This window comes from Pseudomonas tensinigenes (assembly GCF_014268445.2).
Lineage (GTDB): Bacteria > Pseudomonadota > Gammaproteobacteria > Pseudomonadales > Pseudomonadaceae > Aquipseudomonas > Aquipseudomonas tensinigenes.
In genome coordinates this window covers 6,558,064-6,583,963 of sequence record NZ_CP077089.1, presented here as the reverse complement: position 1 = coordinate 6,583,963, position 25,900 = coordinate 6,558,064, and the positions used below count along the sequence as shown (strand labels likewise).

The window sequence follows — 25,900 nt, the reverse complement described above, 5'->3', positions numbered from 1 at the left end:
GCGAAGCTGGTAGACTCCGCCGCCATTATGATCCGACTTCAGAACCTGACTTTACAGCGTGGCCCGCAACGTCTGCTAGAAGACGCCGAGCTGACCCTGCACGCCGGCCACAAAGCCGGCCTCATCGGTGCCAACGGCGCCGGCAAATCGAGCCTGTTTGCCCTGATTCGGGGTGAGCTGCACCCCGACTCGGGTGATTGCTTCCTGCCGGCTGACTGGCGCATCGCCCACATGCGCCAGGAAATCGAGACGCTTGAGCGCCTTGCCGTCGACTATGTGCTCGATGGCGACTTGCGTCTACGTGAGGTGCAACGTGACCTCGCCGCCGCCGAAGCGGCGCACGACGGTGCCGCTCAGGCCCGTCTGCATTCCGAACTCGACAGCGCCGACGGTTACACCGCCGATGCGCGGGCGCGCAAGCTGCTGGCCGGTCTCGGTTTCACCAACGAGCAGATGGATCGTCAGGTCGGGGATTTCTCCGGCGGCTGGCGGATGCGTCTGAACCTGGCGCAGGCATTAATGTGCCCGTCGGACCTGTTGTTGCTCGACGAACCGACCAACCACTTGGACCTCGACGCAATCATCTGGCTCGAAGATTGGCTGAAAAGCTATCCGGGCACCTTGCTGCTGATCTCCCACGACCGCGATTTCCTCGACGAAGTCGTCGATCACGTGGCCCACGTCGATCAGCGCAAAATCACCTTGTATCGCGGCGGCTACACCGCGTTCGAGCGCGCCCGTGCCGAACGTCTGGCCCAGCAGCAACAGGCCTACGAGAAGCAGCAGGCGCAACGTGCGCACATGGAAAGCTACATCGCCCGCTTCAAGGCGCAAGCGACCAAGGCCCGTCAGGCGCAGAGCCGGATCAAAGCCTTGGAACGGATGGAAGAGTTGTCGGCGGCCCACGTTGATTCACCGTTCGATTTCGTCTTCCGCGAGTCGACCAAGATCTCCAGCCCGCTGATCGACCTGTCCGATGCCAGCTTGGGTTACGGCGAAAAAACCATCCTCGAGAAGGTCAAGCTGCAACTGACCCCGGGTGCGCGGATCGGCCTGCTTGGCCCGAACGGCGCGGGTAAATCGACACTGATCAAGAACCTCGCCGGCGAACTGTCACCGATCGCCGGGCGCCTGACCCGTGGCGAGAACACCGTGGTCGGCTATTTCGCTCAACATCAACTCGACTCGTTGGATTCCAAGGCCAGCCCGTTGTTGCACATGCAGCGTCTGGCGCCGACCGAACGCGAGCAGACCCTGCGTGATTTCCTCGGTGGTTTCGACTTCCGTGGCGCGCGCATCGATGAGCCGGTACTGAATTTCTCCGGTGGCGAAAAGGCGCGTCTGGCCTTGGCGCTGATCGCTTGGGAACGTCCGAACCTGTTGCTGCTCGACGAACCGACCAACCACCTCGATCTGGAAATGCGCCTGGCGCTGACCATGGCGCTGCAGGAATTCAGCGGCGCGGTGCTGGTGGTGTCTCACGATCGGCATTTGCTCAAGAGCACCACCGACAATTTCTACCTGGTCGCTGACGGCAAGGTCGAAGAGTTCGATGGCGACCTCGAAGACTACGCACGCTGGCTGGTGGAATACCGCCAGCGCAACGCGCCGGTCAGCAACACCCCGGTCAATCCGGACAAGACCGACAAGAAGGCTCAGCGTCAGGCGGCCGCCGCGTTGCGTCAGCAACTGGCCCCGCACAAGCGTGAAGCCGACAAGCTCGAAGCCGAACTGGGCAAGCTCCACGAGAAACTCGCCAAGGTCGATGCGAGCCTTGGCGACAGCGACATCTACGAGCCAGCGCGCAAGAACGAATTACGCGATCTGTTGGCCGAGCAGGCCAAACTGAAGGTTCGCGAAGGCGAGTTGGAAGAAGCGTGGATGGAAGCCCTCGAGGTGCTGGAAAGCATGCAGGCGGAGCTGGAGGCGCTGTCCTGATGGAAGCGTTCAAGCTGCCGCTGCCGGCGGTGTGGGTCGAGCCGATCTGGTTTACGGTGCAGATTCTGCTGATCCTGCTGGCCGGCTATCTCACCCAGCGCTTCGTCGCCAAAGGCCTGACCCGGTTGGGCGAGCGCTATCCGTTCCCGCCGCAGTTGCTGATGCCGCTGCGTGGCGTGCTGCGTTGGTTGATCATGGGCAGCGCGCTGATCTTCGTATTGGAGCGCCTCGGTGTCTCGGCCACGGTGTTGTGGACGGCGCTGTCGGGTTTCGTTGCGGTGGCAGCGGTGGCGTTCTTCGCGATGTGGAGTGTGTTGTCGAATTTGCTCTGCGCGATTCTGATCTTCACGGTCGGGCCGTTTCGGCTGGGCGATATCGTTGAGCTGGTGGACACCACGGACAAGCCGGGCGTCAAAGGCCGGGTGGTGGCGATCAATCTGCTCTACACCACGTTGATCGAGGCTGAAGAGCTGGGGACTGGCAGCGCCATGGTGCAAGTGCCCAACAGTCTGTTCTTCCAGCGCTCGGTGCGGCGTTGGCGCGGGACGGATGTGTTTCCTTCCAGCGGATTCGAGAAGTAGATTTTCCAAGCAAGATCAAAAGATCGCAGCCTTCGGCAGCTCCTACAGGGTGAACGTCAATCCCGTGTAGGAGCTGCCGCAGGCTGCGATCTTTTGCTTTTAGCCCCAATCCGCATTAGCTTGAGCGTCTGTCACGATTCAGATGCGAGGTGTGCGATGGAGCTTCAAACATGGCTGGCGTTTTTTGCCGCCTGCTGGGTGATCAGTCTGTCTCCGGGTGCTGGCGCCATTGCGTCGATGTCCAGCGGTCTGCAATACGGTTTCTGGCGCGGTTACTGGAACGCCCTCGGCCTGCAGATTGGCCTGGCGGTGCAAATCGCGATTGTCGGCGCCGGTGTTGGCGCGATCCTGACCGCTTCGGCAACGGCCTTCCACGCGATCAAATGGTTTGGTGTGGCTTACCTCGTGTATCTGGCCATCAAGCAATGGCGCGCAGAGCCCATGGACATGAGTGATGACGCGGCGGTGCGGCCGATCGGCAAACCGCTGGCGCTAATATTCCGTGGCTTTCTGGTGAACATCAGCAACCCCAAGGCTTTGGTCTTCATGCTCGCGGTGCTGCCGCAGTTCATCAACCCGCATGCGCCGTTGCTGATTCAATATCTGGTGATTGGCGTGACCATGGTCTGCGTCGACCTGATCGTGATGGCCGGCTACACCGGTCTGGCGTCGAAGGTGTTGCGTCTGTTGCGCACACCGCAGCAGCAGAAGCGCATGAACCGCACGTTTGCCGGGCTGTTCATCGGTGCCGCGGCGTTTATGGCGACGTTGCGTAAAGCGGCGGCGTAAACATCGCAGGCAGAAAAAAGGCGACCTTTGCGGGTCGCCTTTTTTGTGGCTGAAACGCGGAGCGTTCCGGGATGCATTCCCACGCGGTGCATGGGAAAGATCAGGGGCCAGTCATCAGCGCAAAATCACCGGCGCGGTATCACGCGGCAGATTGTTGCGCTGCGGTGCTTCGCGCGGCTGCTCGTAACCGCCGCCACCGAGCTGCATGCTCAGTTGCCCGGCCACGTCTTCACCCAAGGCCTTGGACACGTCACGCACCACCCGAGGACGGTTCAGCGAGATCTTGATGTCGCGGTGGTTCACCAGTTTGGTGTCCTGCGCTTCACCCATCGCCGTGAAGGCCGAGGTGATTTCGAAGGTCTTGGTGTTGATCAGGCTGAAGTCCGCCACCAGCGTCAGGCCCAGCACCGCCGAATAGCTGTCGGTGTTCGCCAGCTCGTTGATGTCCTGGGTGAAGTCGATGTCCGAAACAGTGCCGAACAGCACATAGTCGGCGCCTTTGAAGTTGCCGGCCTTGATGCGCTTGATCACGTCGTAGACGTCACCCTTGGACGACGCGGTGTACGGCGTGCCCTGCACCAGCTGGAACATGCCGGTACGCAGAATTTCACCCTTGATGTCGCCAGTGAATTTGCGCAGCTCGGTCTGTTCGATGTAGCTGGTCGTTGCTTCAATCTCGTTGTAGCTCGAAGAGCCACTGGAGCTGTAGTAACCCTCGCGATGATTGCTCTGGGCCGAAACGATGTGGATGTATTGCTCCACACGTTCCTGGTAAGCCAGATCCGTCACCGCGACTTTTGGGGCCGCTTGCGCGCTGAACGCGCAAGCCAGGGCCATCATGCCAATCCATGCGCGCATCAATTAACGCTCCGTGGTTTTGCGGATATCTTTTTCGTCCATCCACTCGGCCAGACCGCTTTCAACGTCGATCAGTTGCAGGCTGAATTTGTAGAAGACGTCCTTGTAGTCGCTGCTGCGCTTGACGATCGAGCTGATCGAACCTTCGATGCGGTACTTGGCGGCAACCATGTTGCCAGTCTTGGCCACGGTGCTTTTCTTGTACAGACCGCTCTGGTTTTGCAGCTTGAGCTGGTCAACCTGGCTTTGCATTGCGTTGTTGTCGCTGGCGAAGCGCGCTACGCCAGTCTTCATCAACTGAGTCTTGATGCTGGTGGTGATTTCGCGCGTATCGATGTACTCGCTGGTCTTGTTCTTCACGTCGTAGACCTGAACCACCGGACGGCCCTGCAGGATGCCGGACTGAGCCAGCGAGCGGGTCATCGACTCGGCGATCATTTGCAGGTCGGTCGAACCGAATTCGTTGGTCACGGTTTCAACCGCTTTGGTGTCGCCGTAGCTGATGTTCTTGCTGCCCAGGGTCGGCGAAGTGTTGGCGCAACCGGAGGCCAGCAGGGCGATAACGGCGATGCAGGAAAAGCGTGCAAACATGGGAATGCTCTCTAAATCAGGAATAGGGTGGCAGGCTTACGGCGTCTTGATTTCCAGACGGAAGTCCACGGCTTTCGGGGTCGGGGCGATGCCTTGAATGAAGCTGGTCTGGGCGCCGTACATCATTTGGCTTTTCCACACTTCTTCTTCGGCGATCGGGAAACCTTCCGCGCCGAGCCAGGCGAAGCGGTAGTAGAAAATCTTGTTGCTGTTGAGGGTGTTGCTCAACTGCACATTGACCGTCATGAAACCATTTTCGCGAGCGACGCGCATGGCGCCGACGACGATGTGTTTCTGCGGACCCATGGCCACGACTTTGCTCGCGGCGCTGCCCGGCTCTGGCGGTGGCGGGGTGGCGCAGCCGCTCGCCAACAAGGCGAGGGCGGCGACGGCGATGAGTTTGAAGCGCATGCAAAGACTCCGTTCTTAAGGTTGTTTGAGGCTGGCGACGTTGGTCGCGCTGGCGCTCGGGATGACGTGTGCGGCGAGGCCACCGGCGAACACCTGGTTGCCCACGGCGCGCAGAGTGATCACTTGATAACGCTGATCGACAGTGACCTTGACCACTGAACCGCCGACGGCGCTTGGCAGGGTAACCTGATGCTCACCCTTTTTCAGACGCAGACGCACCACTTGGGTGTAATCCGGCAGGGTGCGCCACGTACGGGTATCGGCACCTTCGAGCACAGCTGAAGAGATACCGACGGCCAGACCGGCCAGCGGGTTGGTTTCGTTGATCTGCTTCTGCGCTACACCCTTGGTGATCGCCCGCACGGTGGTGCGCACAATGATTCCCGGCATATCGTCGCGCAGGGCGCGGCGGGACATCGCGGTGGTGCTGTTGAGCGCGGTCAGATCGACCTGCTGACCGTCGACGCCGATCTGCGCGAAAGTCGCCGTGGAGGTGTCAGGCTTGATGATCGGGAACGACAACGGTGTGATCACCACGTTGTTGGAGATCGGCAATGGCAACGGCACTCGGATCGAGTCACGGGCCGGGGCCAGACCGCTCTGGACAACGATGAGGATGTCGCTGTCGTCGGACTTGCTCGGCTTGTCGAGATTGACCAGCGCCTGCTCCAGCAGCGGCGTGTTCGGACGCAGTTCGGCGGCCTTGCGGTAGCCCGGTGCAGCCAGGCCTTTTTCGCCCAGGGCTTCATAGACGAAACCGGACAGGTAATGGCTGAACGCACTCTGGTAGCTGTTTTTCAGACCGACCACTTCCGGCGCGTCGAGACTGGCGACCGGATAGCCCTGCAGGTCTTTGTACTGCGTCTTGATGCCTTCTTTCTCGGCCTCTTCTTCGCTCTTGAGGTATTCCTTGTCACGCAACTCGGCGATCACCGCTTCACGTTCGTGAGTCTTCTTGATCGCGGTACGCGCACCGTCGAAGTCATTGACCGCCAGCAGATTCAGGGCCATCTGCGTGGTCAGCATGACTTTTTCGTAGTCGTAGCCTTCGTAGCGACGCACTTTGTCGTTGACGATGAAGCTGCCGAACTGGGCCAGGTACTTCCCGGTGTCGAGCTTGACGGCGTCTTCCCACTGACCGACCACCCCATCGGCGCTGCTCCAGGCATTCTGGCTGCCGGAGAGGTCACCCTTGGCGCGCAGCAACTCACCTTTCTCGAAGTAATAGAGCAGGTCTTTGTCTGGGCCGGTGTTGTTCTTTTCCAGCAGAGTCAGCGCGGCGTCGACGTTGCCGGAGGCCAGTTGCTGGTTGGTCTGTGCCAGTTCGGAGTCGTAGTTGCGAAACGCCGAACAGCCGGACAGCAGAGTGACGGCGCTGAGCGCGATCAAGGTGGGGGCGCGGAATGCCATGGGGGTACTTCTTCCCTGGAGTAAAACAGCCGCGAATGCTGGTCGGGCTGGTGTGACCCATCGACAGTGGCGTTGGCCTCCTGCCAATTCCTCATAACCTGAGGAGCTTTAATGCCCGATCGCAATAACGCGGGCGCGGCATTATAAGCAGGCGGTGCTGGCTATGTAATAGCTTTTTAATCGCACTTGTTAGTTTGGTGCCATTACTTATTTCAGGTTGGATACCACGCTCTTTGCCGGCGCCCCATCCGACTGAAATGCGCTGCCATTGGCAAACACCCGATCACCCAAGGCACGCAGGCCGATAACCTGGCGGTTCTGGTCGATACGGATTTTCAGTGGCGCAGCCCCGGACGCGTTAGGCAGGCTGATCAGGTGGTCACCTTTTTTCAGGCGCAGGCGCACGACCTGGGTGAGGTTGGGCAGGGTGCGCCAGGTGCGGGTGTCGGCCTGCTCGAAGCCATCCCAGTGCGTGACGTAGGAGGCTTTGCTCGGATCGCGTCGATTGTCCGTAGCCTGAACATCGGCCGCCAGAAATGCCCGATAGGTTGTGCGCTGGATAATGCCCGGCATGTCGTCACGCAGGGTGCGCAGGGACATGTCGGTAATGCTGTTGACCGCAATCAGCTTTTTCTGTCGACCATCAATGGCCACTTGATTGAATGCCGGGGTCGAGGTGTCGGGCACCATCACGGGAAACGAAACATTGGCGACGATGACTTGCCCGTCCGCGAGCTTCACCGGGTAGGGCACGCGCACGGAACTGCGGGCCGGCGCCAGGCCGCTCTGCACGATGATCAGCACATCGCTTTCGTCTGCCTTCAAGCCAGGGCTGTCGAGGTCGCGCAATGCCTGTTGGAAAAACGCCATGTCCGGGCGCAGTTCTATTGCCTGACGATAGCCGGGCGCTGCCAGATCTTTCTCGCCCAGCGCTTCGTAAGTGAAGCCGGCGAGATAGTGACTGAATGCACTTTGGTAACCGTTTTTCAGAGCAATCACCGCAGGCGATTCGAGCATTACCACGGGGTAACCCTGCAGATCCTTGTAATGCACGCGCGCGCCCTGGGCCTTGGCCGCTTCTTCGACACGCTCGTATTCCAGCTCCCGCTGGCGGGCTATAAGCGCTTCGCGCTCGTGGGTTTTCTTGATGTCGGCGCGAGCACCGTCAAAGTCATTCATGGCCAGTTGGTTGAGGGCCATTTGCGTGGTCAGCATGACTTTTTCGTAGTCGTAGCCATCGTAGCGGCGCAGCTTGTCATTGATGATGCTGCCCCAGTGATCGCCCATGGCGGCGAGCAACTTGTCGCCGGTGGTTTCAATGGTGTCTTGGCGCTCGATGATCATCTGCTCGGCGCTGCGCCAGGTTGTCTGGCTCTGCGCAAACTCGCCGCCGGCACTCAGTACAGTGCCCTTTTCGAAATAGTAGAGCAGGTCTTTTTCCGCAGCCGGGTTGTTCGCCTCGATCACGGACAGGGTGCTGTCGATGTTGCCGGCCTTGAACTGATCGGTGGTCTGTTGCAGTTCCAGATCGTAATTGCGATACGCACCGCAGCCGCTCAGGTGCACAACGGCGGCGATCAACAGGGGCAAGTGCAAGCGATGGCGCATGAAAGGGGTTCATCCTTGAGCGGGAAATGCGACAGGTCGCGCAGTATAGGGTGCAATAGTGGCTAAGTGATGTGGCATTTTTGTAGGCCGATGGCTCGCGTCATGTGTGGCGCTACGTCGACAAAGCTTGAGGGAAACGCGTTCGAAGTGAACAATATGTAACTTCGCATTTCCATTTGAGAATCCTCCATGACTGCCTCGTCCCGTTTTCTGGCCTGGCTGGTGTTCCCGCTGTTTGCCCTGAGCAGCTTCAATCTGCTGGCCGATACCGTGGAAGGCGCACCGCAAGCGCTGCACCTGCTCGACTACATCAGCGCCGACTACCCGCCGACGGTAGCCGCAGGCAAGGTGGTCGATGACTCCGAATATCGCGAGCAACTGGAGTTCACCCAAGCGCTGCAAGGCTTGATCGCCGGCATGCCGGCCAAGCCTGAAAAAGCTGCGTTGGAGCAAGGTGTCAGCGCATTGAAAACAGCGATCACCGCGAAGCAGGACGGCGCCGAAGTGGCCCGTCAGGCGCGGCAACTGGGCGCGCAACTGGCGGTGGCGTATGAAGTCAGCCAGGCACCGATCATCACTCCGGATCCGACCCGCGGCGCACCGCTCTATGCGCAGAATTGCTCGGTGTGCCACGGTGACAGCGGCGCGGGTGACGGCCCGGCGGGACTCGGCATGACCCCGGCACCGGCCAATCTGCGTGATGCGGCGCGGTTGGATCACCTGAGCCTGTACGCGATCTACAACACCCTCGGCCAAGGCGTCGAAGGCACCGACATGCCGGCGTTTGCCGATCAGCTCGATGATCGCCAGCGTTGGGATCTGGCGACTTACATCGCCGGCTTCAGCGCCGATCCGGCGGCGGCCAAGTCGGAGAAGAGCTACAACATCGCCGATCTGGCTCGCCAGACACCGGCCGAGGTACAGGCCGCCGATGGCCCGCAAGCGGCGGCGACGTTCCGTGCGCAACGCGCGCAGCCGCCGCAGGTCAAGCGTGGCCCGGCGCAGTTGCTCGACTACACCGCGGCAACCCTGGACAAGAGCCTCGCCGCATACCGCGTCGGCGAACACGATCAGGCTTATGACCTGTCGGTCGCGGCGTATCTGGAAGGCTTCGAACTGGTCGAGAGTTCGCTGGATAACGTCGACGCCAACGTGCGCAAGGACACTGAAAAATCGCTGATGGCGTATCGGCAATCGTTGCAGGACGGCTTGCCGGTCGAGCAGGCCGAGCAGCGCCTGAACGTGGCCAAGGCCAAGTTGAAAGAGTCTGCCGGCCTGCTTGGCAGCGATGGTCTGAGCTGGTCGCTGAGCTACATCTCCGGTTTACTGATTCTGCTGCGCGAAGGTCTGGAAGCGATTCTGGTGCTGGCGGCGATCCTCGCGTTCCTGCGCAACACCGGCCAGCAATCGGCGGTGCGCAGCGTCAACGTCGGTTGGGGCCTCGCGCTGCTGGCGGGTTTGGGCACTTGGGCGCTGGCGGCGTATGTCATCGATGTCAGTGGTTCGCAGCGTGAACTGCTCGAAGGCGCGACGGCGCTGTTCGCCAGTGTCATGGTCTTGTGGCTGGGTGTGTGGATGCATGACCGTCGCCACGCAGCGGCCTGGCAGGATTACATCAAGAGCAGTCTGGTCGGTGGCGGCGGACGTTTCGGTTTCGCGATTCTGGCGTTCTTCTCGGTGTATCGCGAGTTGTTCGAAGTGATCCTGTTCTACGAAACCCTGTGGCTGCAGGCTGGCCCGGCCGGGCATGACGCGGTGCTTGCGGGCGGGGCGACGGCGCTGGTGCTGCTGGTGGGTCTGGCGTGGGTGATTCTGCGCGGTTCGGCGAAACTACCGCTGACGCTGTTCTTCAGCATCAACGCGGCGCTGCTGTGTGCGCTGTCGGTGGTGTTTGCCGGGCACGGTGTGAAGGCCTTGCAGGAAGCCGGGATCTTCGGCACGCGGCCGGTGGCGTTCTTTGAATTCGACTGGCTGGGCATTCATGCCGATGCGTATTCGTTGACGGCGCAGGCGGTGGCGATTCTGGCGATTGTGGTGTTGTACGGGCGCAGTTGGATGGCTGAGAAGCGACGGGTAGTCGCTTAACAGCATTCGCTGCGCTCACATTCGCGAGCAGGCTCGCTCCCACAGGGTTTACGCGTAACCTGTGGGAGTGAGCTTGCTCGCGAATTGTTTTTGGAGGTTAGAAAAATGCGTGTATGGATCGATGCCGACGCCTGCCCACGGGCGGCGAAGGATCTGGTGGTGAAGTTTGCGCTCAAGCGCCAGTTTGAAGTGGTGCTGGTGGCCGGGCAGCCGCAGATCAAGCCGGGGCTGGCCATCGTCAAACTGATCGTGGTGCCGAGCGGCCCGGATGCAGCAGACGACTATCTGGTCGAGCACGCGGTACCGGGTGAGCTGGTGATTTGCAGCGATATCCCGCTGGCCGACCGGCTGGTGAAGAAGGGCGTCGCGGCGCTGGATCCGCGCGGCAAGGAGTTCGATGCGCAAAATATGGGTGAGCGGCTGGCGGTGCGCAATCTGTTCACTGACCTGCGTGAACAAGGCCAGATGAGCGGTGGACCTGCACCGTTTGGCGATCGCGAGAAACAAGCGTTTGCCAATGCGCTGGACCGGATCCTCACTCGACTGACGCGCAAACCTTAAGCCCTACACAAATCCTCTGTGGGAGCGAGCCTGCTCGCGAATGCGTTGTATCAGACAACATAGAGTTGAATGACACACCGCCTTCGCGAGCAGGCTCACTCCCACCTTTGGTTTTGTACGCAGTTGGAGATCAGGCGTCGTTTTCGTGGGTCAGTTCGAGGACGCGGTCGACCAGTTTATTGATCCCCGACGCCGCTTCACTGATGTTCTGCGCCAGCATGTAAGCCGGGGTTGTCACCAGTTTGCGCGCCTTGTCTTCGATAATCTCCGTCACCGCACAGTCTTCGTGGGTGGCGCCCATCTTGTTCATTGCCGTGGCCGTGTCGGCGTCGTTGCCGATGGTGCAAGTTACGCCTGGGCCATAGATCTTCGCCGCCAATGCCGGCGAGATGCACATCAGGCCCACCGGTTTGCCCGCTTCGGCAAACGCCTCGGCCAGTGCCAGCACTTCCGGCTGCACGCTGCAGCCAGCGCCTTCAACAGCAAAGTTCGAAAGGTTCTTCGCCGCACCAAACCCACCCGGCACGATCAGCGCATCGAAGTCGTCGACATCGGCTTCACGGATGTCCTTGATGTTGCCTCGGGCAATGCGTGCCGATTCCACCAGGACGTTGCGCGACTCGGGCATTTCTTCGCCGGTCAGGTGATTGATCACATGCAATTGCGCGATGTTCGGGGCGAAGCACTGCACCTGCGCGCCGCGTTGGTCGAGGCGCAGCAGGGTGATGACGCTTTCATGGATCTCGGCGCCGTCGTACACGCCACTGCCGGACAGGATCACTGCAACTTTTTTGCTCATGGGTTTCTCTCCAGATTCATGGCGCTAAATGTCCACTAAATTGTCGCGCGTTGCCATAGGCCCAAGTCGCGGCTGCACCTGCATGGAGCGCTTTCTACATGGATCGCAACAACGGCGGGGTGTTCATTATTTGGCAAGTCTGTTGCGTGATGAACGGGTGATTTTTGGCGTGAGAACGCCGCTGACGAACGGAAGTCCGCGAGCGCAGAGGGGGATAAATGACTGAAAGAGGCGGCCAGCCCGCGCTGTGCACAGGGCTGTACGCCAGTCGCCAGCGAGTTACTCGGCTGGCGTCTTCGGTTCGGCAGGTTTGGTCACTTCAGCTTGATTCAGCAGTGCAGCTTTTGCGGCTTGCTCGTCGGCGTAGACCTGCCTGGCGAGACGGGCATTCTTGAAACGACGGCGCAGCCACAAGCCAACGCCCAGCACCAGAAATGCACCCAACACCCACAGCTCGTACTTCTTGATACTGCCGAGCATGCCTTCCAGCACCGCCCCGAAGTGGTAAGCCGCAGCGGCCAGCGCGGTCGCCCAGATCGCTGCACCGATGCCGTTGAGCAGCAGATAACGCCCCGGCGGATAACCCGACAGGCCGATCGCCACGGGCATCACTGTGCGCAAGCCATAGACGAAGCGGAAGCTCAGAACCCAGATGTCCGGATGCTTGCGAATGTGCTCCAGCGCGCGGTCGCCCATCATCTGCCAGCGCGGTTTGCGCGCGAGCAATTTGCGTCCGTGCTTGCGTCCCAGGAAATACCACAGCTGATCACCGGCATAGCTGCCGAAGAACGCCACGACCACCACCATATTGATGTCCATGTATCCACGGAACGCGAGGAAGCCCGCGAGCACCAGAATGGTTTCGCCTTCGAAAAACGTGCCGAGGAACAAGGCAAAGTAGCCAAAGTCATGCAGAAATTGTTGGAGCATTGTCTGGGTGCTGGCGAAATGAACGCGCAGCCTAACCCTTCGGACACATTCATGAAAGTGTCCAAATGTGTCTCGACGTGAACAATTCCTACACTGACAATGGAATGCGGCTACATGTCACGGGGCACACATAACTGTCATCTGTTCGTCATAATGGCCGTCTATAACTGTCACGCTCGCCCGTTTGCGCGGGCTCAGGAGTCCGCCGTGAGCTTTACCCCTGCCAATCGTCTGTTCCCTGCCACACGCCTGCGCCGCAATCGTCGTGATGATTTTTCGCGTCGGCTGGTGCGGGAAAATGTGCTGACGGTCGATGACCTGATCCTGCCGGTGTTCGTGCTCGACGGTGAAAACCGCCGCGAAGCCGTGGCTTCGATGCCCGGGGTAGAGCGGTTGACTATCGATCTGCTGCTCGAAGACGCGGCGAAGTGGGTCGAGCTGGGGATTCCGGCGCTGGCGCTGTTTCCGGTCACCCCACCTGAATTGAAGTCCCTCGACGCTGCTGAAGCCTGGAACCCCGAAGGCATCGCCCAGCGCGCCACCCGCGCGCTGCGTGAGCGTTTCCCGGAACTGGGGGTGATCACCGACGTTGCGCTTGATCCGTTCACCACCCACGGTCAGGACGGCATTCTCGACGAAGAAGGCTACGTACAGAACGACATCACCGTCGACGCACTGGTCCGCCAGGCCTTGTCCCATGCCGAAGCCGGCGCTCAGGTAGTCGCGCCTTCGGACATGATGGACGGTCGCATTCAGGCGATCCGCGAAGCGCTGGAAATCGCCGGCCACGTCAACGTGCGGATCATGGCCTACTCGGCCAAGTACGCCAGCGCCTATTACGGCCCGTTCCGCGATGCTGTCGGTTCGGCGTCGAACCTTGGCAAGGCCAACAAGGCCTCTTATCAGATGGACCCGGCCAACAGCGACGAAGCGCTGCACGAAGTCGGTGCGGACTTGTCTGAAGGCGCGGACATGGTCATGGTCAAACCGGGCATGCCGTATCTGGACATTCTTTTCCGGGTAAAAGATGCCTTCAAAGTGCCGACCTTCGTCTATCAGGTTAGCGGCGAATACGCCATGCACATGGCGGCGATCCAGAATGGCTGGTTGAGCGAGGCGGTGATTCTCGAATCACTGACCGCCTTTAAACGTGCCGGCGCTGATGGCATCCTGACTTACTTTGCTGTCCGCGCCGCTCAATTGTTACGAGAGCAGAAATAGCCCTCCCAGGAACATTCAATGAATACCGAAGGACTCACGGAAGTTGCAGTAAAAGAAGCTCAACCGGTGGTCGAGCAAATCACCGAGACCCCGCCGGAACTGGAGCCTGCGCCACCCGCGCCAGTCACCGAACCTGTCGCGGCGGCGCCAGTGATTGCGATACCGGGCCTGGATGACAGCAGCCTGTACATCCACCGTGAGCTTTCGCAACTGCAATTCAATATCCGCGTGCTGGAACAGGCGCTGGACGAGTCCTATCCGTTGCTGGAACGCCTGAAGTTCCTGCTGATCTTCTCCAGCAACCTTGACGAATTCTTTGAAATTCGCGTCGCCGGTCTGAAGAAGCAGATCACCTTCGCCCGTGAGCAGGCCGGAGCTGATGGCTTGCAACCGCATCAGGCGCTGGCGCGGATCAGCGAGCTGGTCCATGGTCACGTTGACCGTCAATACGCGATCCTCAACGACATTCTGTTGCCGGAGCTGGAAAAGCATCAGGTGCGCTTTATTCGTCGCCGGCACTGGACGGTCAAGATCAAAACCTGGGTGCGCCGTTATTTCCGCGACGAGATCGCACCGATCATCACGCCGATCGGCCTCGACCCGACGCACCCGTTCCCGTTGCTGGTGAACAAGAGCCTGAACTTCATCGTCGAACTGGAAGGCATCGACGCCTTCGGTCGCGACTCCGGTCTGGCGATCATCCCGGCGCCGCGCCTGCTGCCACGGATCATCAAGGTGCCGGAAGAAGTTGGCGGCCCGGGCGACAACTATGTGTTCCTGTCGTCGATGATCCACGCCCACGCCGATGACCTGTTCCAAGGCATGAAGGTAAAAGGCTGCTACCAGTTCCGTCTGACCCGAAACGCCGACCTGGCGCTCGACTCCGAAGATGTAGAAGACCTGGCCCGCGCCCTGCGTGGCGAGTTGTTCTCGCGTCGTTACGGTGATGCGGTACGTCTGGAAGTCGCCGACACTTGCCCGAAACATCTTTCGGACTACCTGCTCAAGCAGTTCAACCTGAGCGAGAGCGAGCTGTATCAGGTCAACGGCCCGGTCAACCTGACGCGGCTGTTCAGCATCACCGGGCTCGACAGCCATCCGGAGCTGCAATACACGCCGTTCACCCCGCAGATCCCGAAACTGCTGCAGAACAGTGAAAACATCTTCAGCGTGGTCAGCAAGCAGGACATCCTCTTGCTGCACCCATTCGAGTCGTTCACCCCGGTGGTCGACCTGCTGCGTCAGGCGGCGAAAGACCCGCACGTTCTCGCTGTGCGTCAGACCCTGTACCGCTCCGGCGCCAACTCCGAGATCGTCGATGCGCTGGTGGATGCCGCGCGTAACGGCAAGGAAGTGACGGCGGTCATCGAGCTGCGTGCGCGGTTCGACGAAGAGTCCAACCTGCAACTGGCCAGCCGTCTGCAAGCGGCCGGTGCGGTGGTGATTTACGGTGTGGTCGGCTTCAAGACCCACGCCAAGATGATGCTGATCCTGCGTCGCGAAGCCGGCGAAATCGTCCGCTACGCGCACCTCGGCACCGGTAACTACCACGCCGGCAACGCCAAGCTGTACACCGACTACAGCCTGCTGACCTCCGACGACGCCTTGTGCGAAGACGTCGGCAAACTGTTCAGCCAGCTGATCGGCATGGGTAAAACCCTGCGCATGAAGAAGCTGCTGCATGCGCCGTTCACCCTGAAGAAGGGCATGCTCGACATGATTGCCCGCGAGACCCAGTTCGCTGTTGAAGGCAAGCCGGCGCACATTATTGCCAAGTTCAACTCGCTGACCGATCCGAAGATCATTCGCGCGCTGTACAAGGCCAGCCAGTCCGGTGTGCGTATCGACCTGGTGGTGCGCGGCATGTGCTGTCTGCGTCCGGGGATTGCCGGGGTTTCGCACAACATTCATGTGCGCTCGATCATCGGCCGCTTCCTTGAGCACACGCGGGTGTTCTACTTCCTCAATGGCGGTGATGAGCAGATGTTCCTTTCCAGTGCCGACTGGATGGAGCGCAACCTCGACAAGCGTGTCGAGACTTGCTTCCCAGTCGAAGGCAAGAAACTGCTGACCCGGGTGAAGAAAGAGCTGGAGCTGTATCTGACTGATAACACTCATAGCTGGAGCTTGCAGTCGGATGGCCGTTACATCCGCAACACGCCGACCGGTAACCAGAACCCGAGGAGTGCGCAGGCGACGTTGCTGGAGCGGTTGGGTAGTCCGATATTGCCGGTGAGCAGCTAAAGCCTTGAAGGTCAAAAGCCCCTCACCCTAGCCCTCTCCCGGAGGGAGAGGGGACTGACCGGGTTGGATGGGCGAGTTACGCCGACCTGAACTACCGAGTCGAACTCAGGCCTTGAAGCCAACGGCGATCGGCTCCCTCTCCCTCGGGAGAGGGCTGGGGTGAGGGGGAAGGTTCACCTCTTCACTCAAGTCGAACCCAATAAAAAGGCGATCCCAACGGATCGCCTTTTTTGTGCCTGACTCACTAACTCAATGCACCGTAAGCACAATCCCCACCCGCGTCAGCCAATCCGCCTCAAGCCCGAAATCCGCCTGAGTCAGCTGATTCTCATCCAGCCAGTTCTCCGGGAATTCCACATCCAGGGTGTTGCCCTTGGCGTGCAGCACCACCTGCGGCATCGCTTGGGTGCCACGAATATGGTGGAACAGGATCGCAAAGCGCAGCAGCACGCACAGGCGAATCAGCTTGTCGCCGTCGTCGCCGAAATCGGCAAACTTGTCCTTGGGAATGTTGCGGCGGTGGCCGCGCACCAATAGCGCGAGCATCTGTTGGTCTTCGCGGGAGAACCCGGCAAGGTCCGAGTGCTCGATCAGATAAGCGCCGTGCTTATGGTAATGATAGTGCGCGATGTCGAGGCCGACTTCGTGCACTTTCGCTGCCCAACCGAGGAGTTCGCGCCAGATGCCGTCATCCAGTTCCCAGTCCACCGCCACCTGATCAAATGCGTGCAACGCTTTGCGTTCCACACGCGCCGCCTGCTCCAGATCGACGTGATAGCGCTCCATCAGCGAAGTTAACGTACGTTCGCGCACGTCTTCGTGATGATGGCGGCCGAGCAGGTCGTAGAGCACGCCCTCACGCAGCGCGCCGTCGCAGTGATCCATGCGTTGCAGTTCGAGGGCGTCGAAAATCGCTTCGAGAATCGCCAGGCCCGCCGGGAAAATGGTCCGGCGATCAGGCTTGATGCCTTCGAAATCGATCTTGTCGACGTCACCGAGCTTGAACAGCCGGCGCTTGAGCCACGCCAGACCTTCGGCATTCACTTCGCCAGTGCCATGGCCGCCGGCCTTCAGTGCCAGGCCGATGGCGCGGATGGTGCCCGAGGAGCCGATGGCTTCATCCCAGGTCAGGCGGTGCAGGGCGTGTTCGATGCTCATGATCTCCAGCCGCGCCGCGGTGTATGCCTGGGCGTAGCGGGCCGGGGTGATCTTGCCGTCCTTGAAGTAACGCTGGGTGAAGCTGACGCAGCCCATTTGCAGACTTTCGCGCAGCAGTGGCTCGAAGCGCTGGCCGATGATGAACTCGGTACTGCCGCCGCCGATGTCGGCGACCAGACGTTTGCCCGGGGTGTCGGCGAGGGTGTGCGACACGCCCAGATAAATCAGTCGCGCCTCTTCACGGCCGGAAATGACTTCCACCGGGTGGCCGAGGATTTCTTCGGCGCGGTGGATGAATTCGAGGCGGTTGCGCGCTTCACGCAGGGCGTTGGTGCCGACGATGCGCACGGCGCCCAGCGGCATACCGTTGATCAGTTGGGCAAAACGCTTTAGGCAATCGAGGCCGCGTTGCATCGATTCTTCGTTGAGTTTGCGCTCATCGTCGATGCCGGCAGCCAGTTGAACCTTCTCGCCGAGGCGCTCGAGAATGCGGATTTCGCCGTTCTGGGCCTTGGCCACGACCATGTGAAAGCTGTTCGAGCCCAGGTCGATTGCGGCGATCAGGGACAGATTCTTGGCTTGGGATTGCGGCATGGTCAGGGGGTCTCGGTCGATAACCCCGTCATCGTGCCACGATCAAACGCTGGCGCCAACGCGCACGGTTCAAACCGTTGATTCAGCGCAGAAAAGCTTGAGACCGCAGCGTGGCCATTCGCGAGCAGGCTCGCTCCCACATTGGAATGCATATCCCCTGTGGGAGCGAGCCTGCTCGCGAAGGCGTCCGCCCCATCACTACGGCTATTTCAGGCTGTCGCTTCCACCGTGCCAATAAAGTTCGCCAACTCCGCCGTCTGCGGATTGGCAAACAACACCTTAGGATCCCCCACCTCATGCACCTTGCCATGGTGCATGAACACCAATTTGTCTCCCACCTCGCGGGCAAAGCGCATTTCGTGGGTGACCATGATCAGCGTCATGCCTTCCTTGGCCAATTGCCGCACCACGCTGAGCACTTCATTGACCAGTTCCGGGTCGAGCGCCGAGGTGATCTCGTCGCAGAGCAAAACCTTCGGCGACATCGCCAGCGCCCGGGCAATCGCCACGCGTTGCTGTTGCCCGCCGGACAGCCGATCCGGGAAGGCATCAAATTTTTCTCCGAGACCAACCCGCTCAAGCATCTCCCGCGCCAGTTCCGCCGCTTTGGCTTTCGGCACTTTCTGCACCACCTGCGGCGCGAGCATGACGTTTTCGCCCACGGTCAGGTGCGGGAACAGGTTGAATTGCTGAAACACCATGCCGACCTTCTGCCGCAAGCTGCGCAGATCAGCGCGGGCGGCGTCGAGGTATTCGCCGTCGACTTCGATCACGCCGTCGTTGATCGACTCCAGACCATTGAGCGTACGCAGCAGGGTGGATTTGCCCGAGCCGCTGCGGCCGATGATTGCCACGACCTGGCCTTCTTCGACGCTGAGGTCGATGCCTTTGAGCACGTGGTGATCGCCGTAGTATTTATGCAGGGCGGAAATTCTAAGCAGAGGCATGCAGTCTCCTTTCCAGGTAGCGCGCACTGAGGGACAAGGGGTAGCAGAGCAGGAAGTAGCCGAGGGCGACGAGGCCGTAGACCATGAACGGTTCAAACGTGGCGTTGGCAAGCATGCCGCCGGTCTTGGTCAGCTCGGTGAAGCCGATGATCGAGGTGACGGCGGTGCCTTTGACCACTTGCACCGAGAAGCCCACGGTCGGCGCCACGGCAATGCGCAGCGCTTGCGGCAGGATCACGTAGCGCAGCTGCTCCAGCGGATTGAGCGCCAGACTCGCCGAGGCTTCCCACTGGCCATTGGAGATCGACTCGACGCAGCCGCGCCAGATCTCTGCCAGATAGGCGCTGGTGAACAAGGTCAGCGCAATCGCTGCGGCCATCCACGGCGAGATTTCGATCCCGGCCAGCGCCACGCCGAAGAACACCAGAAACAGCTGCATCAACAGTGGCGTGCCTTGGAACAGCTCGATCCAGGTGCGGGCGATGCTGCTTGGCAGAGAGTTTTTCGAGATGCGCATGATCAGGATCAGCAGCCCGACGATCCCACCGCCAATGAACGCCACCAGCGACAGCGCCAGCGTCCATTGCAGGCCGACGAGCAGGTTGCGCAGGATGTCCCAGAAGGTGAAATCGCTCATGCGCGGCTCCTGCTGATGTAGCGGCGACCGATCCAGTTGAGCAGTTGGCGGATCAGCAGCGCCATGCACAGATAGATCAGCGTGGTCAGCGCGTAGGTTTCAAAAGCGCGGAAGTTGCGCGACTGAATGAAGTTGGCGGCGAAGCTCAGCTCTTCCGTGGCGATCTGTGAACACACCGCCGAGCCGAGCATGACGATGATGATCTGGCTGCTCAGCGCCGGCCAGACCTTGCCCAGTGCCGGCAGCAGCACCACATGACGAAACGCCTCGAAGCGCGTCATCGCCAGCGCCGCTGCGGCTTCCAGTTGCCCGCGCGGGATCGCCTGAATGCCGGCGCGAATGATCTCGGTCGAATAGGCGCCGAGGTTGATCACCATCGCCAGCACCGCCGCCTGCCATTCGGAAATCTGCACGCCAAGCGACGGCAAACCGAAGAAGATGAAGAACAACTGCACCAGAAACGGCGTGTTGCGGATCAACTCGACGTAGACGCCAAAGATTGCCGAGAACGGGCGGATGTTCCACGCCCGCACCAGCGCCCCGACAATCCCGACGCCAACCCCGAGCAGCGCTCCGATGGCCGTCAGCTCAAGGGTAAACAGCGCCCCGCGCAGCAACAGGTCGGTGTTTTCCACCACCGGCATGAAATCGAACTGATAAGCCATGAAGGTCTCCCGCTCAGTCGATCAGAGATCGGCCGGCAGCGGCTCTTTCAGCCAGGTCTGCGAATTCTTTTCCAGCGCGCCGTCAGCCTTGGCGGTGGTCAGGATGTCGTTGACCTTGGCCAGCAGCTCCGCTTCGTTCTTGTTCACACCGACGTAGACCGGCGAATCCTTGAGCTTCACTTTCAGCGCCGGCACACGCTTCGGGTTCTTTTCGCTGATCGCGACCATCACCACGTTGCCGCTGGCGATCAGGTCGACCTGGCCGGCGAGGTAGGCGGCGATGGTCGAGTTGTTGTCTTCGAAGCGTTTGATGGTCACGCCTTCGGGGGCGACTTTGGTCAGTTCGATGTCTTCGATGGCGCCACGGGTGACGCTGATGGTCTTGCCCTTGAGGTCGTCGAGGCTGGTGATGGCGGCGTCCGGCGGGCCGAACACGGCGAGGTAGAACGGTGCATAAGCGCGGGAGAAGTCGATGACTTTCTCGCGCTCAGGGTTTTTGCCGAGGCTGGAAATCACCAGGTCGACCTTGCCGGTGGTCAGGAACGGAATGCGGTTGGTGCTGTTGACCGGGGTCAGTTCGAGTTTGACCTTGAGCTGGTCGGCCAGCAATTTCGCCGTGTCGATGTCCAGACCACGAGGTTTCATGTCCGGGCCGACCGAGCCGAACGGCGGGAAGTCCTGGGGCACGGCGACTTTCAGCGTGCCGCGTTTGACCACGTCGTCGAGACCGTCGGCGTGAGCGGGAGCCTGGCTGAGCAACAAAGAAGAAAACAGGGCGGCGAGGAGGGCGCTGTAACGCTTAGTCATGAACAATCTCCGGATCGGCGGGAAGTGATTTCTGCGTTCGGACAGAGCATGGGCCGTGCCAATACGTGGCTTTCGTCGTGGCAGGCCGCGGTTTCAGCGGGTTTGTTCGGTCTTACTGGTCTGAACAGTCAGGTTGTTTTTCGCACCGCTATCGCGCATCGCTCCGCAGCACCGAACCCCGCTGGGGCACGACTTGCCGGACTCGGCGAATAGCTTTACAACTAGCCGCACATTGGCCTGGCGCGTCTGAAAAACCATGAATTCGATTTCCCGTGCGGTACCCGAAGTGGCGCTGCAAGCGATCCGCAAACTGATCACCGAGCAGGGTTTCGGCGCGGGTGATGCCTTGCCGTCGCAGCGGGATCTGGCGCTGCAATTGGGCGTGAGTCGGGCGTCGTTGCGTGAGGCGTTGTCGTCGCTGAGTGCGCTGGGTGTGGTCAGTATTCAGCCGGGCAAGGGCGTGTTCGTGCAGTCGCCAGTGGAATTGTCGCGTGGCGAAAACGCACCGGGCTGGTCGTTCGCGGCGCAGGCGTCGCCACTGGACATCTTTCAACTGCGCTATGCGCTGGAAGGATTTGCGGCGGGGCTGGCGGCGGTGACGTTGAGCACGTTCGATCTGGATGCGCTGGAAGACAATGTCGCGGCCATGCGCGATCAGTTGAAGGCCGGCGACTTTGACGCGGCGGCGAAACTCGACTTCGAGTTCCACCGACGCATTCTACTGGCCAGCGGCAATCAGGCGATGCTGAGCATCCTTACGGCCAGCGCTGAAATGTTCCTGGAAAGCCAGAAACTACCGTTCATCCGTGCCGAACGCGCCATGGAAACCTGGCAGGAACACCGCAAGATCCTCCGCGCCCTCGCGCGCCGGGCGTCGGGTGCGGCGCAAAAAGCCATGCAGGAACACGTGCGCAACGCCGCCCTGCGTACCGGAATTTCCTTCATCGCCCCCGCCACGGCGTGACTTGAGCTATACCCAAACTCATCGAGTGCCATAGCAAGACTCAATCAACTGCGGCTTCCTGAACAGGGGAAGGGCGGCTATGATGGGCCACGTTTTTTTGCTTACAACCTGGAGAATTCCATGAGCAGCGATCTTATCAAACACGTCACCGACGCTAGCTTCGACGTTGACGTCCTCAAGGCCGAAGGCGCTGTCCTGGTCGATTACTGGGCCGAATGGTGCGGTCCTTGCAAAATGATCGCTCCGGTTCTGGACGAGATTGCCGAGACTTACAAAGGCAAGCTGACCGTTGCCAAACTGAACATCGACGAGAACCAGGAAACCCCGGCCAAGCACGGCGTGCGTGGTATCCCGACGCTGATGCTGTTCAAGAACGGCAACGTTGAAGCGACCAAAGTCGGCGCCCTGTCGAAGTCGCAACTGGCTGCTTTCCTCGACGCCAACATCTAAGCGTCGCTGTAAAGTGCCTGAAAAAAAGCCCCGCAAAATAGCGGGGCTTTTTGCGTATTCAGGGCTAGACGCTCCGAAACTCAGGTGGTACATTCGGCCCCGCACTGGTTTCTCCATTGCCCCCTGCTAGCCGTCGCCGACGCACTCCTTTTCGAATTAGTTCGCGATCCTGTCGCCTTCTCCGCGGCGCGGCCTCATTAAGCCAAAAGCTTAATTTCCCCCCCTCCATAAATGATTACGTCATTCCTATATGAATCTGACTGAACTCAAGCAAAAGCCGATTACCGAACTGCTCGAATTGGCCGAACAGATGGGCATAGAAAATATGGCCCGTTCGCGCAAGCAGGACGTGATTTTCTCCCTGCTGAAAAAGCACGCGAAAAGCGGCGAGGAAATCTCCGGTGATGGCGTGCTGGAGATTCTCCAGGACGGCTTCGGCTTCCTGCGCTCCGCTGACGCTTCCTACCTGGCCGGCCCGGACGATATCTACGTCTCGCCAAGCCAGATCCGCCGCTTCAACTTGCGCACCGGTGACACCATCGTTGGCAAGATCCGCCCTCCGAAGGAAGGCGAGCGGTATTTCGCTCTGCTCAAGGTCGATACGATCAACTTCGATCGTCCCGAGAACGCGAAAAACAAGATTCTCTTCGAGAACCTGACCCCGCTGTTCCCGACCGTGCGCATGAAGATGGAAGCCGGTAACGGTTCCACTGAAGACTTGACCGGTCGTGTAATCGACCTGTGCGCCCCGATCGGCAAAGGCCAGCGCGGTCTGATCGTTGCACCGCCGAAAGCCGGTAAAACGATCATGCTGCAAAACATTGCAGCGAACATCGCCCGTAACAACCCTGAAGTTCACCTGATCGTGCTGCTGATCGACGAACGTCCGGAAGAAGTGACCGAAATGCAGCGCACCGTGCGCGGCGAAGTGGTTGCCTCGACCTTCGACGAGCCGCCGACCCGTCACGTGCAGGTTGCCGAAATGGTGATCGAGAAGGCCAAGCGCCTGGTCGAGCACAAGAAGGACGTGGTGATCCTGCTCGACTCCATCACCCGTCTGGCCCGTGCCTACAACACCGTGATCCCGAGCTCCGGCAAGGTATTGACCGGTGGTGTCGATGCCCACGCCCTGGAGAAGCCGAAGCGTTTCTTCGGTGCTGCGCGTAACATCGAAGAAGGCGGCTCGCTGACCATTATCGCCACCGCGCTGGTTGAAACCGGCTCGAAGATGGACGAAGTGATCTACGAAGAGTTCAAGGGTACCGGCAACATGGAACTGCCTCTGGATCGCAAGATCGCCGAGAAGCGCGTGTTCCCGGCGATCAACATCAACCGCTCCGGCACCCGCCGCGAAGAGTTGCTGACCGCCGACGACGAACTGCAGCGTATGTGGATCCTGCGCAAGCTGCTGCACCCGATGGACGAAGTGGCTGCCATCGAGTTCCTGGTCGACAAGCTGAAAACGACCAAGACCAACGACGAGTTCTTCTTGTCGATGAAGCGCAAGTAATACGTAAGCGGTTTGAAAAAGAACGCCCCGAAAGGGGCGTTTTTTTTTGCGCCGGATTATTTGTGTCTGGATTGAAATGTACGCTGCTGATAACTTTCGCGCTTTCCAGGGACGCTGTATCCAAAAAGAGAAAGGTTTTCATGCACACGTTTGGCAATCGCCGTGATATCGACGGATTACGGGCACTGGCGGTTATTCCTGTCGTACTGTTTCATTTCGGATTCAGTACATTCAGTGGCGGATTTGTCGGGGTGGACGTCTTTTTCGTCATTTCCGGATTCCTGATCACCACCATTCTGTTCCGAGAAATCAGCGCACAGCGCTTCAGTTTCATTGATTTCTGGGCGCGCCGTGCCCGTCGCATCATTCCTGCGCTGAGCGTGGTCATGCTGGTCACGTTGGCGCTGGGCTGGCTGCTGCTGACGGCCAAGGACTTCTCCGAGCTTGGGCGAACGGTGCGCTATCAGTCATTGTTCATCTCCAACATCCTGTTCATGCGTGAGGATGGCTACTTCCAGCCGGCCTCCGATCTGAAGCCGCTGCTGCATACCTGGTCGCTGGCGGTAGAAGAGCAGTACTACATCTTCTTTCCACTGCTGATGGCGGTGCTGATCCGTTATGTCCGGCATTGGCGCTGGATGTTGTTTGCGGTGTTGCTGGTGTCGTTCGGCTTGAATATCGCGTATATCGAACACAAACCGGAATTCACCTTCTTCTCGCTGCCGACCCGGGCCTGGGAGCTGCTCTGCGGCGCGATGCTCGCGGTGACGCCGGCGCCGAAGCAGGCGGTGCGCCCATGGTTGTATCAAACGGTTGGCATCGCGGGTCTGGCTGCCGTGCTGTTTGCGGTGTTTGCGTTCGACAAATCTACGGTGTTTCCGGGCTGGGCGGCGTTGCTGCCAGTACTGGGTACCACGGCATTGATCTGGTCGGGCGCGCAGGGTCAGAGCTGGACCGCGCAACTCTTGAGCCTGCGGCCGTTGGTCTGGGTCGGGTTGCTCTCCTATTCGCTGTACCTGTGGCACTGGCCGGTCTTTGTCTACGCCAACGCGATTTCCATCGACGGTATTCAGCCTGTCGAGGCGTTCGCCTGGATGGCCATGGCGCTGGGACTGGCGTGGCTGAGCCTGCGCTATGTCGAGTTGCCGTTTCGGGAAAAACGCCTGCTGGCCGGACGTAACGCCATATTGGCCGGGGCTGTGGCTGCGATTGTCGTGTTGGTGGCGACGGGCTCGGCGATCCGTTCAGCTGACGGTGTGCCACAACGGCTGACCGGCAAAGCGCTGGAATATGCACAGTCGCGGGAATGGCGCGCCGGGCAGATGAAGTGCATGTTGGTCACCCAGGACAAGTCGCTGGACAAGGCATGCCTGGTGGGTGGTCGCGAGGATGTCCCGGCCACGCAATTGTTCTGGGGCGACAGCCACACCGCTGCGTTGCTGCCGGCCATCGAAAGCAATGCCCGCCGCGAAGGGCGTCCGGTGTGGCTGTACAGCATGAGTGCCTGCCCACCGATTCTGAGCGATGATCCGCGTCAGCGTTGCAAAGACTTCAACGAACAAACCATGGAGCGTGTGCGCAGCCTAGGTATCAAGGACGTAGTGCTGGCCTCGAACTGGAGCCTTTATGTGTACGGCCGTGAAGACGGCGATAAAAAAGTACTGCTCAACGCCCACGACACTACTGCCCAGGCCGAGCAACGCATGGCCGTTGCACTCAAGGCGCGAGTGGCCGCGCTGAGAGCGGCGGGCGCGCAAGTCTGGTTGTTCAAAGAAGTGCCTTTACAACGTAAAGGCATCATCAACCGGTTGACCAGTCTGGCGCGCATCGGGCGTTCGGCCGAAGGGCTGGGCCGTCCGCTTGAAGAGCATCTGGCGCGACAGCAGTTCCTCAGTACCTTGTTCGACGCCATGAGCGCCGCCGATCCGGGGGTTCACGTGATCGATCCAACACCGCTGATGTGTGCGAACGGAGTCTGCAGTATCGAGGTCAATGGTCATTCGCAGTACAAGGATGAGGATCACCTGTCGGATGCCGGCAGTGCCCGACTGAGCCCGCTGTTTGCACCGCTGCTGCTGGGCACGAGGCACAATTGAGCGATGCCGGTGCCTGACGGGCTGCTGTTTGCCCGTCAGAGCAGGT

General features: G+C 60.1%; 23 protein-coding genes. 11 read left to right on the top strand and 12 right to left on the bottom strand.

All coding sequences use genetic code 11. The features are described from left to right. Positions 1-27 precede the first annotated feature (27 nt). The 3 genes from HU718_RS29380 to rhtB all read left to right on the top strand — a co-directional run bounded on the left by HU718_RS29380 (position 28) and on the right by rhtB (position 3,308). Entirely contained in the window at positions 28-1,938 is a 1,911-nt protein-coding gene (locus HU718_RS29380; RefSeq protein WP_150731369.1) for an ATP-binding cassette domain-containing protein, read from the top strand. Then, positions 1,938-2,519, top strand: a complete 582-nt coding sequence (locus HU718_RS29375; protein WP_016985893.1) for a mechanosensitive ion channel family protein — start codon at positions 1,938-1,940, stop codon at positions 2,517-2,519. Before HU718_RS29380 ends, HU718_RS29375 begins: the two co-directional genes overlap by 1 nt. Positions 2,520-2,675: 156 nt before the next feature. Then, positions 2,676-3,308, top strand: coding sequence for a homoserine/homoserine lactone efflux protein (gene rhtB / locus HU718_RS29370; protein ID WP_150706303.1), 633 nt, complete (start codon positions 2,676-2,678; stop codon positions 3,306-3,308). Positions 3,309-3,422: 114 nt separating this feature from the next. Here the strand turns inward: rhtB and HU718_RS29365 are convergent, their stop codons facing one another. From HU718_RS29365 to HU718_RS29345, 5 genes are all read right to left on the bottom strand, one after another. Then, positions 3,423-4,166 carry a penicillin-binding protein activator LpoB gene (locus HU718_RS29365; protein WP_186613386.1) on the bottom strand — a complete coding sequence of 248 codons (744 nt, stop codon included), beginning with the start codon at positions 4,164-4,166 and terminating at the stop codon, positions 3,423-3,425. A 3-nt stretch (positions 4,167-4,169) separates the two neighbouring features. Beyond that, positions 4,170-4,757, bottom strand: a complete 588-nt coding sequence (gene lpoB / locus HU718_RS29360) for a penicillin-binding protein activator LpoB (protein ID WP_186613388.1) — start codon at positions 4,755-4,757, stop codon at positions 4,170-4,172. Positions 4,758-4,793: 36 nt separating this feature from the next. Beyond that, the gene (locus tag HU718_RS29355; protein WP_007911131.1) at positions 4,794-5,168 is read right to left on the bottom strand and encodes a YcfL family putative periplasmic lipoprotein; all 375 of its coding nucleotides are present in this window, start codon (positions 5,166-5,168) and stop codon (positions 4,794-4,796) included. Positions 5,169-5,183: 15 nt separating this feature from the next. After that, on the bottom strand, positions 5,184-6,578 hold the full coding sequence (locus HU718_RS29350) for a COG3014 family protein (protein ID WP_150730807.1): 1,395 nt from the start codon (positions 6,576-6,578) through the stop codon (positions 5,184-5,186). A 207-nt stretch (positions 6,579-6,785) separates the two neighbouring features. Beyond that, positions 6,786-8,186 carry a COG3014 family protein gene (locus HU718_RS29345; RefSeq protein ID WP_095119855.1) on the bottom strand — a complete coding sequence of 467 codons (1,401 nt, stop codon included), beginning with the start codon at positions 8,184-8,186 and terminating at the stop codon, positions 6,786-6,788. A 189-nt stretch (positions 8,187-8,375) separates the two neighbouring features. Between HU718_RS29345 and HU718_RS29340 the strand changes: the two genes are divergently transcribed. Together HU718_RS29340 and HU718_RS29335 are read left to right on the top strand one after the other, a co-directional pair. Further along, a complete protein-coding gene (locus HU718_RS29340) occupies positions 8,376-10,271 on the top strand; it encodes an FTR1 family protein (RefSeq protein WP_186613390.1) in 1,896 nt (631 codons plus the stop codon). Between the two features lie 105 nt (positions 10,272-10,376). Further along, positions 10,377-10,832, top strand: a complete 456-nt coding sequence (locus HU718_RS29335) for a YaiI/YqxD family protein (protein WP_007911138.1) — start codon at positions 10,377-10,379, stop codon at positions 10,830-10,832. A gap of 130 nt (positions 10,833-10,962) precedes the next feature. Here HU718_RS29335 and elbB read toward each other — a convergent pair whose 3' ends face one another. After that, a complete protein-coding gene (elbB, locus tag HU718_RS29330; RefSeq protein WP_038359087.1) occupies positions 10,963-11,631 on the bottom strand; it encodes an isoprenoid biosynthesis glyoxalase ElbB in 669 nt (222 codons plus the stop codon). Between the two features lie 279 nt (positions 11,632-11,910). Continuing rightward, complete coding sequence (locus HU718_RS29325) at positions 11,911-12,561, bottom strand: DedA family protein (RefSeq protein WP_095119857.1); 651 nt, start codon at positions 12,559-12,561, stop codon at positions 11,911-11,913. A gap of 207 nt (positions 12,562-12,768) precedes the next feature. Here HU718_RS29325 and hemB point away from each other — a divergent pair, with 207 nt between their 5' ends. Both hemB and ppk1 read left to right on the top strand, forming a co-directional pair. Next, positions 12,769-13,782, top strand: coding sequence for a porphobilinogen synthase (gene hemB / locus HU718_RS29320; protein ID WP_186613393.1), 1,014 nt, complete (start codon positions 12,769-12,771; stop codon positions 13,780-13,782). An 18-nt stretch (positions 13,783-13,800) separates the two neighbouring features. Continuing rightward, on the top strand, positions 13,801-16,026 hold the full coding sequence (ppk1, locus tag HU718_RS29315) for a polyphosphate kinase 1 (RefSeq protein WP_077574992.1): 2,226 nt from the start codon (positions 13,801-13,803) through the stop codon (positions 16,024-16,026). 249 nt (positions 16,027-16,275) lie between these two features. Here ppk1 and ppx read toward each other — a convergent pair whose 3' ends face one another. The 5 genes from ppx to HU718_RS29290 form a co-directional block, all read right to left on the bottom strand. After that, positions 16,276-17,778: an exopolyphosphatase gene (gene ppx, locus HU718_RS29310; protein ID WP_016985904.1), complete on the bottom strand. Its 1,503-nt coding sequence runs from the start codon at positions 17,776-17,778 to the stop codon at positions 16,276-16,278. Positions 17,779-17,987: 209 nt separating this feature from the next. Next, complete coding sequence (locus HU718_RS29305; protein WP_007911148.1) at positions 17,988-18,725, bottom strand: amino acid ABC transporter ATP-binding protein; 738 nt, start codon at positions 18,723-18,725, stop codon at positions 17,988-17,990. Beyond that, on the bottom strand, positions 18,712-19,362 hold the full coding sequence (locus HU718_RS29300; protein ID WP_077574990.1) for an amino acid ABC transporter permease: 651 nt from the start codon (positions 19,360-19,362) through the stop codon (positions 18,712-18,714). The genes HU718_RS29305 and HU718_RS29300 overlap by 14 nt, the downstream gene beginning before the upstream one ends. Next, a complete protein-coding gene (locus tag HU718_RS29295; RefSeq protein WP_007911165.1) occupies positions 19,359-20,027 on the bottom strand; it encodes an amino acid ABC transporter permease in 669 nt (222 codons plus the stop codon). Before HU718_RS29295 ends, HU718_RS29300 begins: the two co-directional genes overlap by 4 nt. A 21-nt stretch (positions 20,028-20,048) precedes the next feature. Continuing rightward, positions 20,049-20,834 (bottom strand): transporter substrate-binding domain-containing protein, encoded by a 786-nt coding sequence (locus HU718_RS29290; protein ID WP_186613395.1) that lies wholly within the window; start codon positions 20,832-20,834, stop codon positions 20,049-20,051. A 256-nt stretch (positions 20,835-21,090) separates the two neighbouring features. On the opposite strand from HU718_RS29290, the gene HU718_RS29285 reads away from it, so the two are divergent. From HU718_RS29285 to HU718_RS29270, 4 genes are all read left to right on the top strand, one after another. After that, a complete protein-coding gene (locus HU718_RS29285) occupies positions 21,091-21,798 on the top strand; it encodes a FadR/GntR family transcriptional regulator (RefSeq protein ID WP_102901411.1) in 708 nt (235 codons plus the stop codon). 120 nt (positions 21,799-21,918) lie between these two features. After that, on the top strand, positions 21,919-22,248 hold the full coding sequence (trxA, locus tag HU718_RS29280) for a thioredoxin TrxA (RefSeq protein ID WP_008150340.1): 330 nt from the start codon (positions 21,919-21,921) through the stop codon (positions 22,246-22,248). Positions 22,249-22,498: 250 nt separating this feature from the next. Continuing rightward, positions 22,499-23,758 (top strand): transcription termination factor Rho, encoded by a 1,260-nt coding sequence (gene rho / locus HU718_RS29275; RefSeq protein ID WP_003229334.1) that lies wholly within the window; start codon positions 22,499-22,501, stop codon positions 23,756-23,758. A 140-nt stretch (positions 23,759-23,898) separates the two neighbouring features. After that, the gene (locus tag HU718_RS29270) at positions 23,899-25,854 is read left to right on the top strand and encodes an acyltransferase family protein (protein ID WP_186613397.1); all 1,956 of its coding nucleotides are present in this window, start codon (positions 23,899-23,901) and stop codon (positions 25,852-25,854) included. The last annotated feature ends 46 nt before the right edge of the window (positions 25,855-25,900 follow it).

Bases quoted from the DNA above. Each gene is read 5' to 3' on its own strand.
- elbB (WP_038359087.1), bottom strand. From the start codon at position 11,631: ATGAGCAAAAAAGTTGCAGTGATCCTGTCCGGCAGTGGCGTGTACGAC.
- ppk1 (WP_077574992.1), top strand. From the start codon at position 13,801: ATGAATACCGAAGGACTCACGGAAGTTGCAGTAAAAGAAGCTCAACCG.
- HU718_RS29350 (WP_150730807.1), bottom strand. From the start codon at position 6,578: ATGGCATTCCGCGCCCCCACCTTGATCGCGCTCAGCGCCGTCACTCTG.
- HU718_RS29335 (WP_007911138.1), top strand. From the start codon at position 10,377: ATGCGTGTATGGATCGATGCCGACGCCTGCCCACGGGCGGCGAAGGAT.
- HU718_RS29285 (WP_102901411.1), top strand. From the start codon at position 21,091: ATGAATTCGATTTCCCGTGCGGTACCCGAAGTGGCGCTGCAAGCGATC.
- HU718_RS29340 (WP_186613390.1), top strand. From the start codon at position 8,376: ATGACTGCCTCGTCCCGTTTTCTGGCCTGGCTGGTGTTCCCGCTGTTT.
- HU718_RS29325 (WP_095119857.1), bottom strand. From the start codon at position 12,561: ATGCTCCAACAATTTCTGCATGACTTTGGCTACTTTGCCTTGTTCCTC.
- HU718_RS29345 (WP_095119855.1), bottom strand. From the start codon at position 8,186: ATGCGCCATCGCTTGCACTTGCCCCTGTTGATCGCCGCCGTTGTGCAC.
- HU718_RS29305 (WP_007911148.1), bottom strand. From the start codon at position 18,725: ATGCCTCTGCTTAGAATTTCCGCCCTGCATAAATACTACGGCGATCAC.
- HU718_RS29300 (WP_077574990.1), bottom strand. From the start codon at position 19,362: ATGAGCGATTTCACCTTCTGGGACATCCTGCGCAACCTGCTCGTCGGC.
- lpoB (WP_186613388.1), bottom strand. From the start codon at position 4,757: ATGTTTGCACGCTTTTCCTGCATCGCCGTTATCGCCCTGCTGGCCTCC.
- HU718_RS29270 (WP_186613397.1), top strand. From the start codon at position 23,899: ATGCACACGTTTGGCAATCGCCGTGATATCGACGGATTACGGGCACTG.
- rho (WP_003229334.1), top strand. From the start codon at position 22,499: ATGAATCTGACTGAACTCAAGCAAAAGCCGATTACCGAACTGCTCGAA.
- HU718_RS29290 (WP_186613395.1), bottom strand. From the start codon at position 20,834: ATGACTAAGCGTTACAGCGCCCTCCTCGCCGCCCTGTTTTCTTCTTTG.
- HU718_RS29295 (WP_007911165.1), bottom strand. From the start codon at position 20,027: ATGGCTTATCAGTTCGATTTCATGCCGGTGGTGGAAAACACCGACCTG.
- HU718_RS29375 (WP_016985893.1), top strand. From the start codon at position 1,938: ATGGAAGCGTTCAAGCTGCCGCTGCCGGCGGTGTGGGTCGAGCCGATC.
- rhtB (WP_150706303.1), top strand. From the start codon at position 2,676: ATGGAGCTTCAAACATGGCTGGCGTTTTTTGCCGCCTGCTGGGTGATC.
- ppx (WP_016985904.1), bottom strand. From the start codon at position 17,778: ATGCCGCAATCCCAAGCCAAGAATCTGTCCCTGATCGCCGCAATCGAC.
- HU718_RS29355 (WP_007911131.1), bottom strand. From the start codon at position 5,168: ATGCGCTTCAAACTCATCGCCGTCGCCGCCCTCGCCTTGTTGGCGAGC.
- HU718_RS29380 (WP_150731369.1), top strand. From the start codon at position 28: ATGATCCGACTTCAGAACCTGACTTTACAGCGTGGCCCGCAACGTCTG.
- trxA (WP_008150340.1), top strand. From the start codon at position 21,919: ATGAGCAGCGATCTTATCAAACACGTCACCGACGCTAGCTTCGACGTT.
- HU718_RS29365 (WP_186613386.1), bottom strand. From the start codon at position 4,166: ATGCGCGCATGGATTGGCATGATGGCCCTGGCTTGCGCGTTCAGCGCG.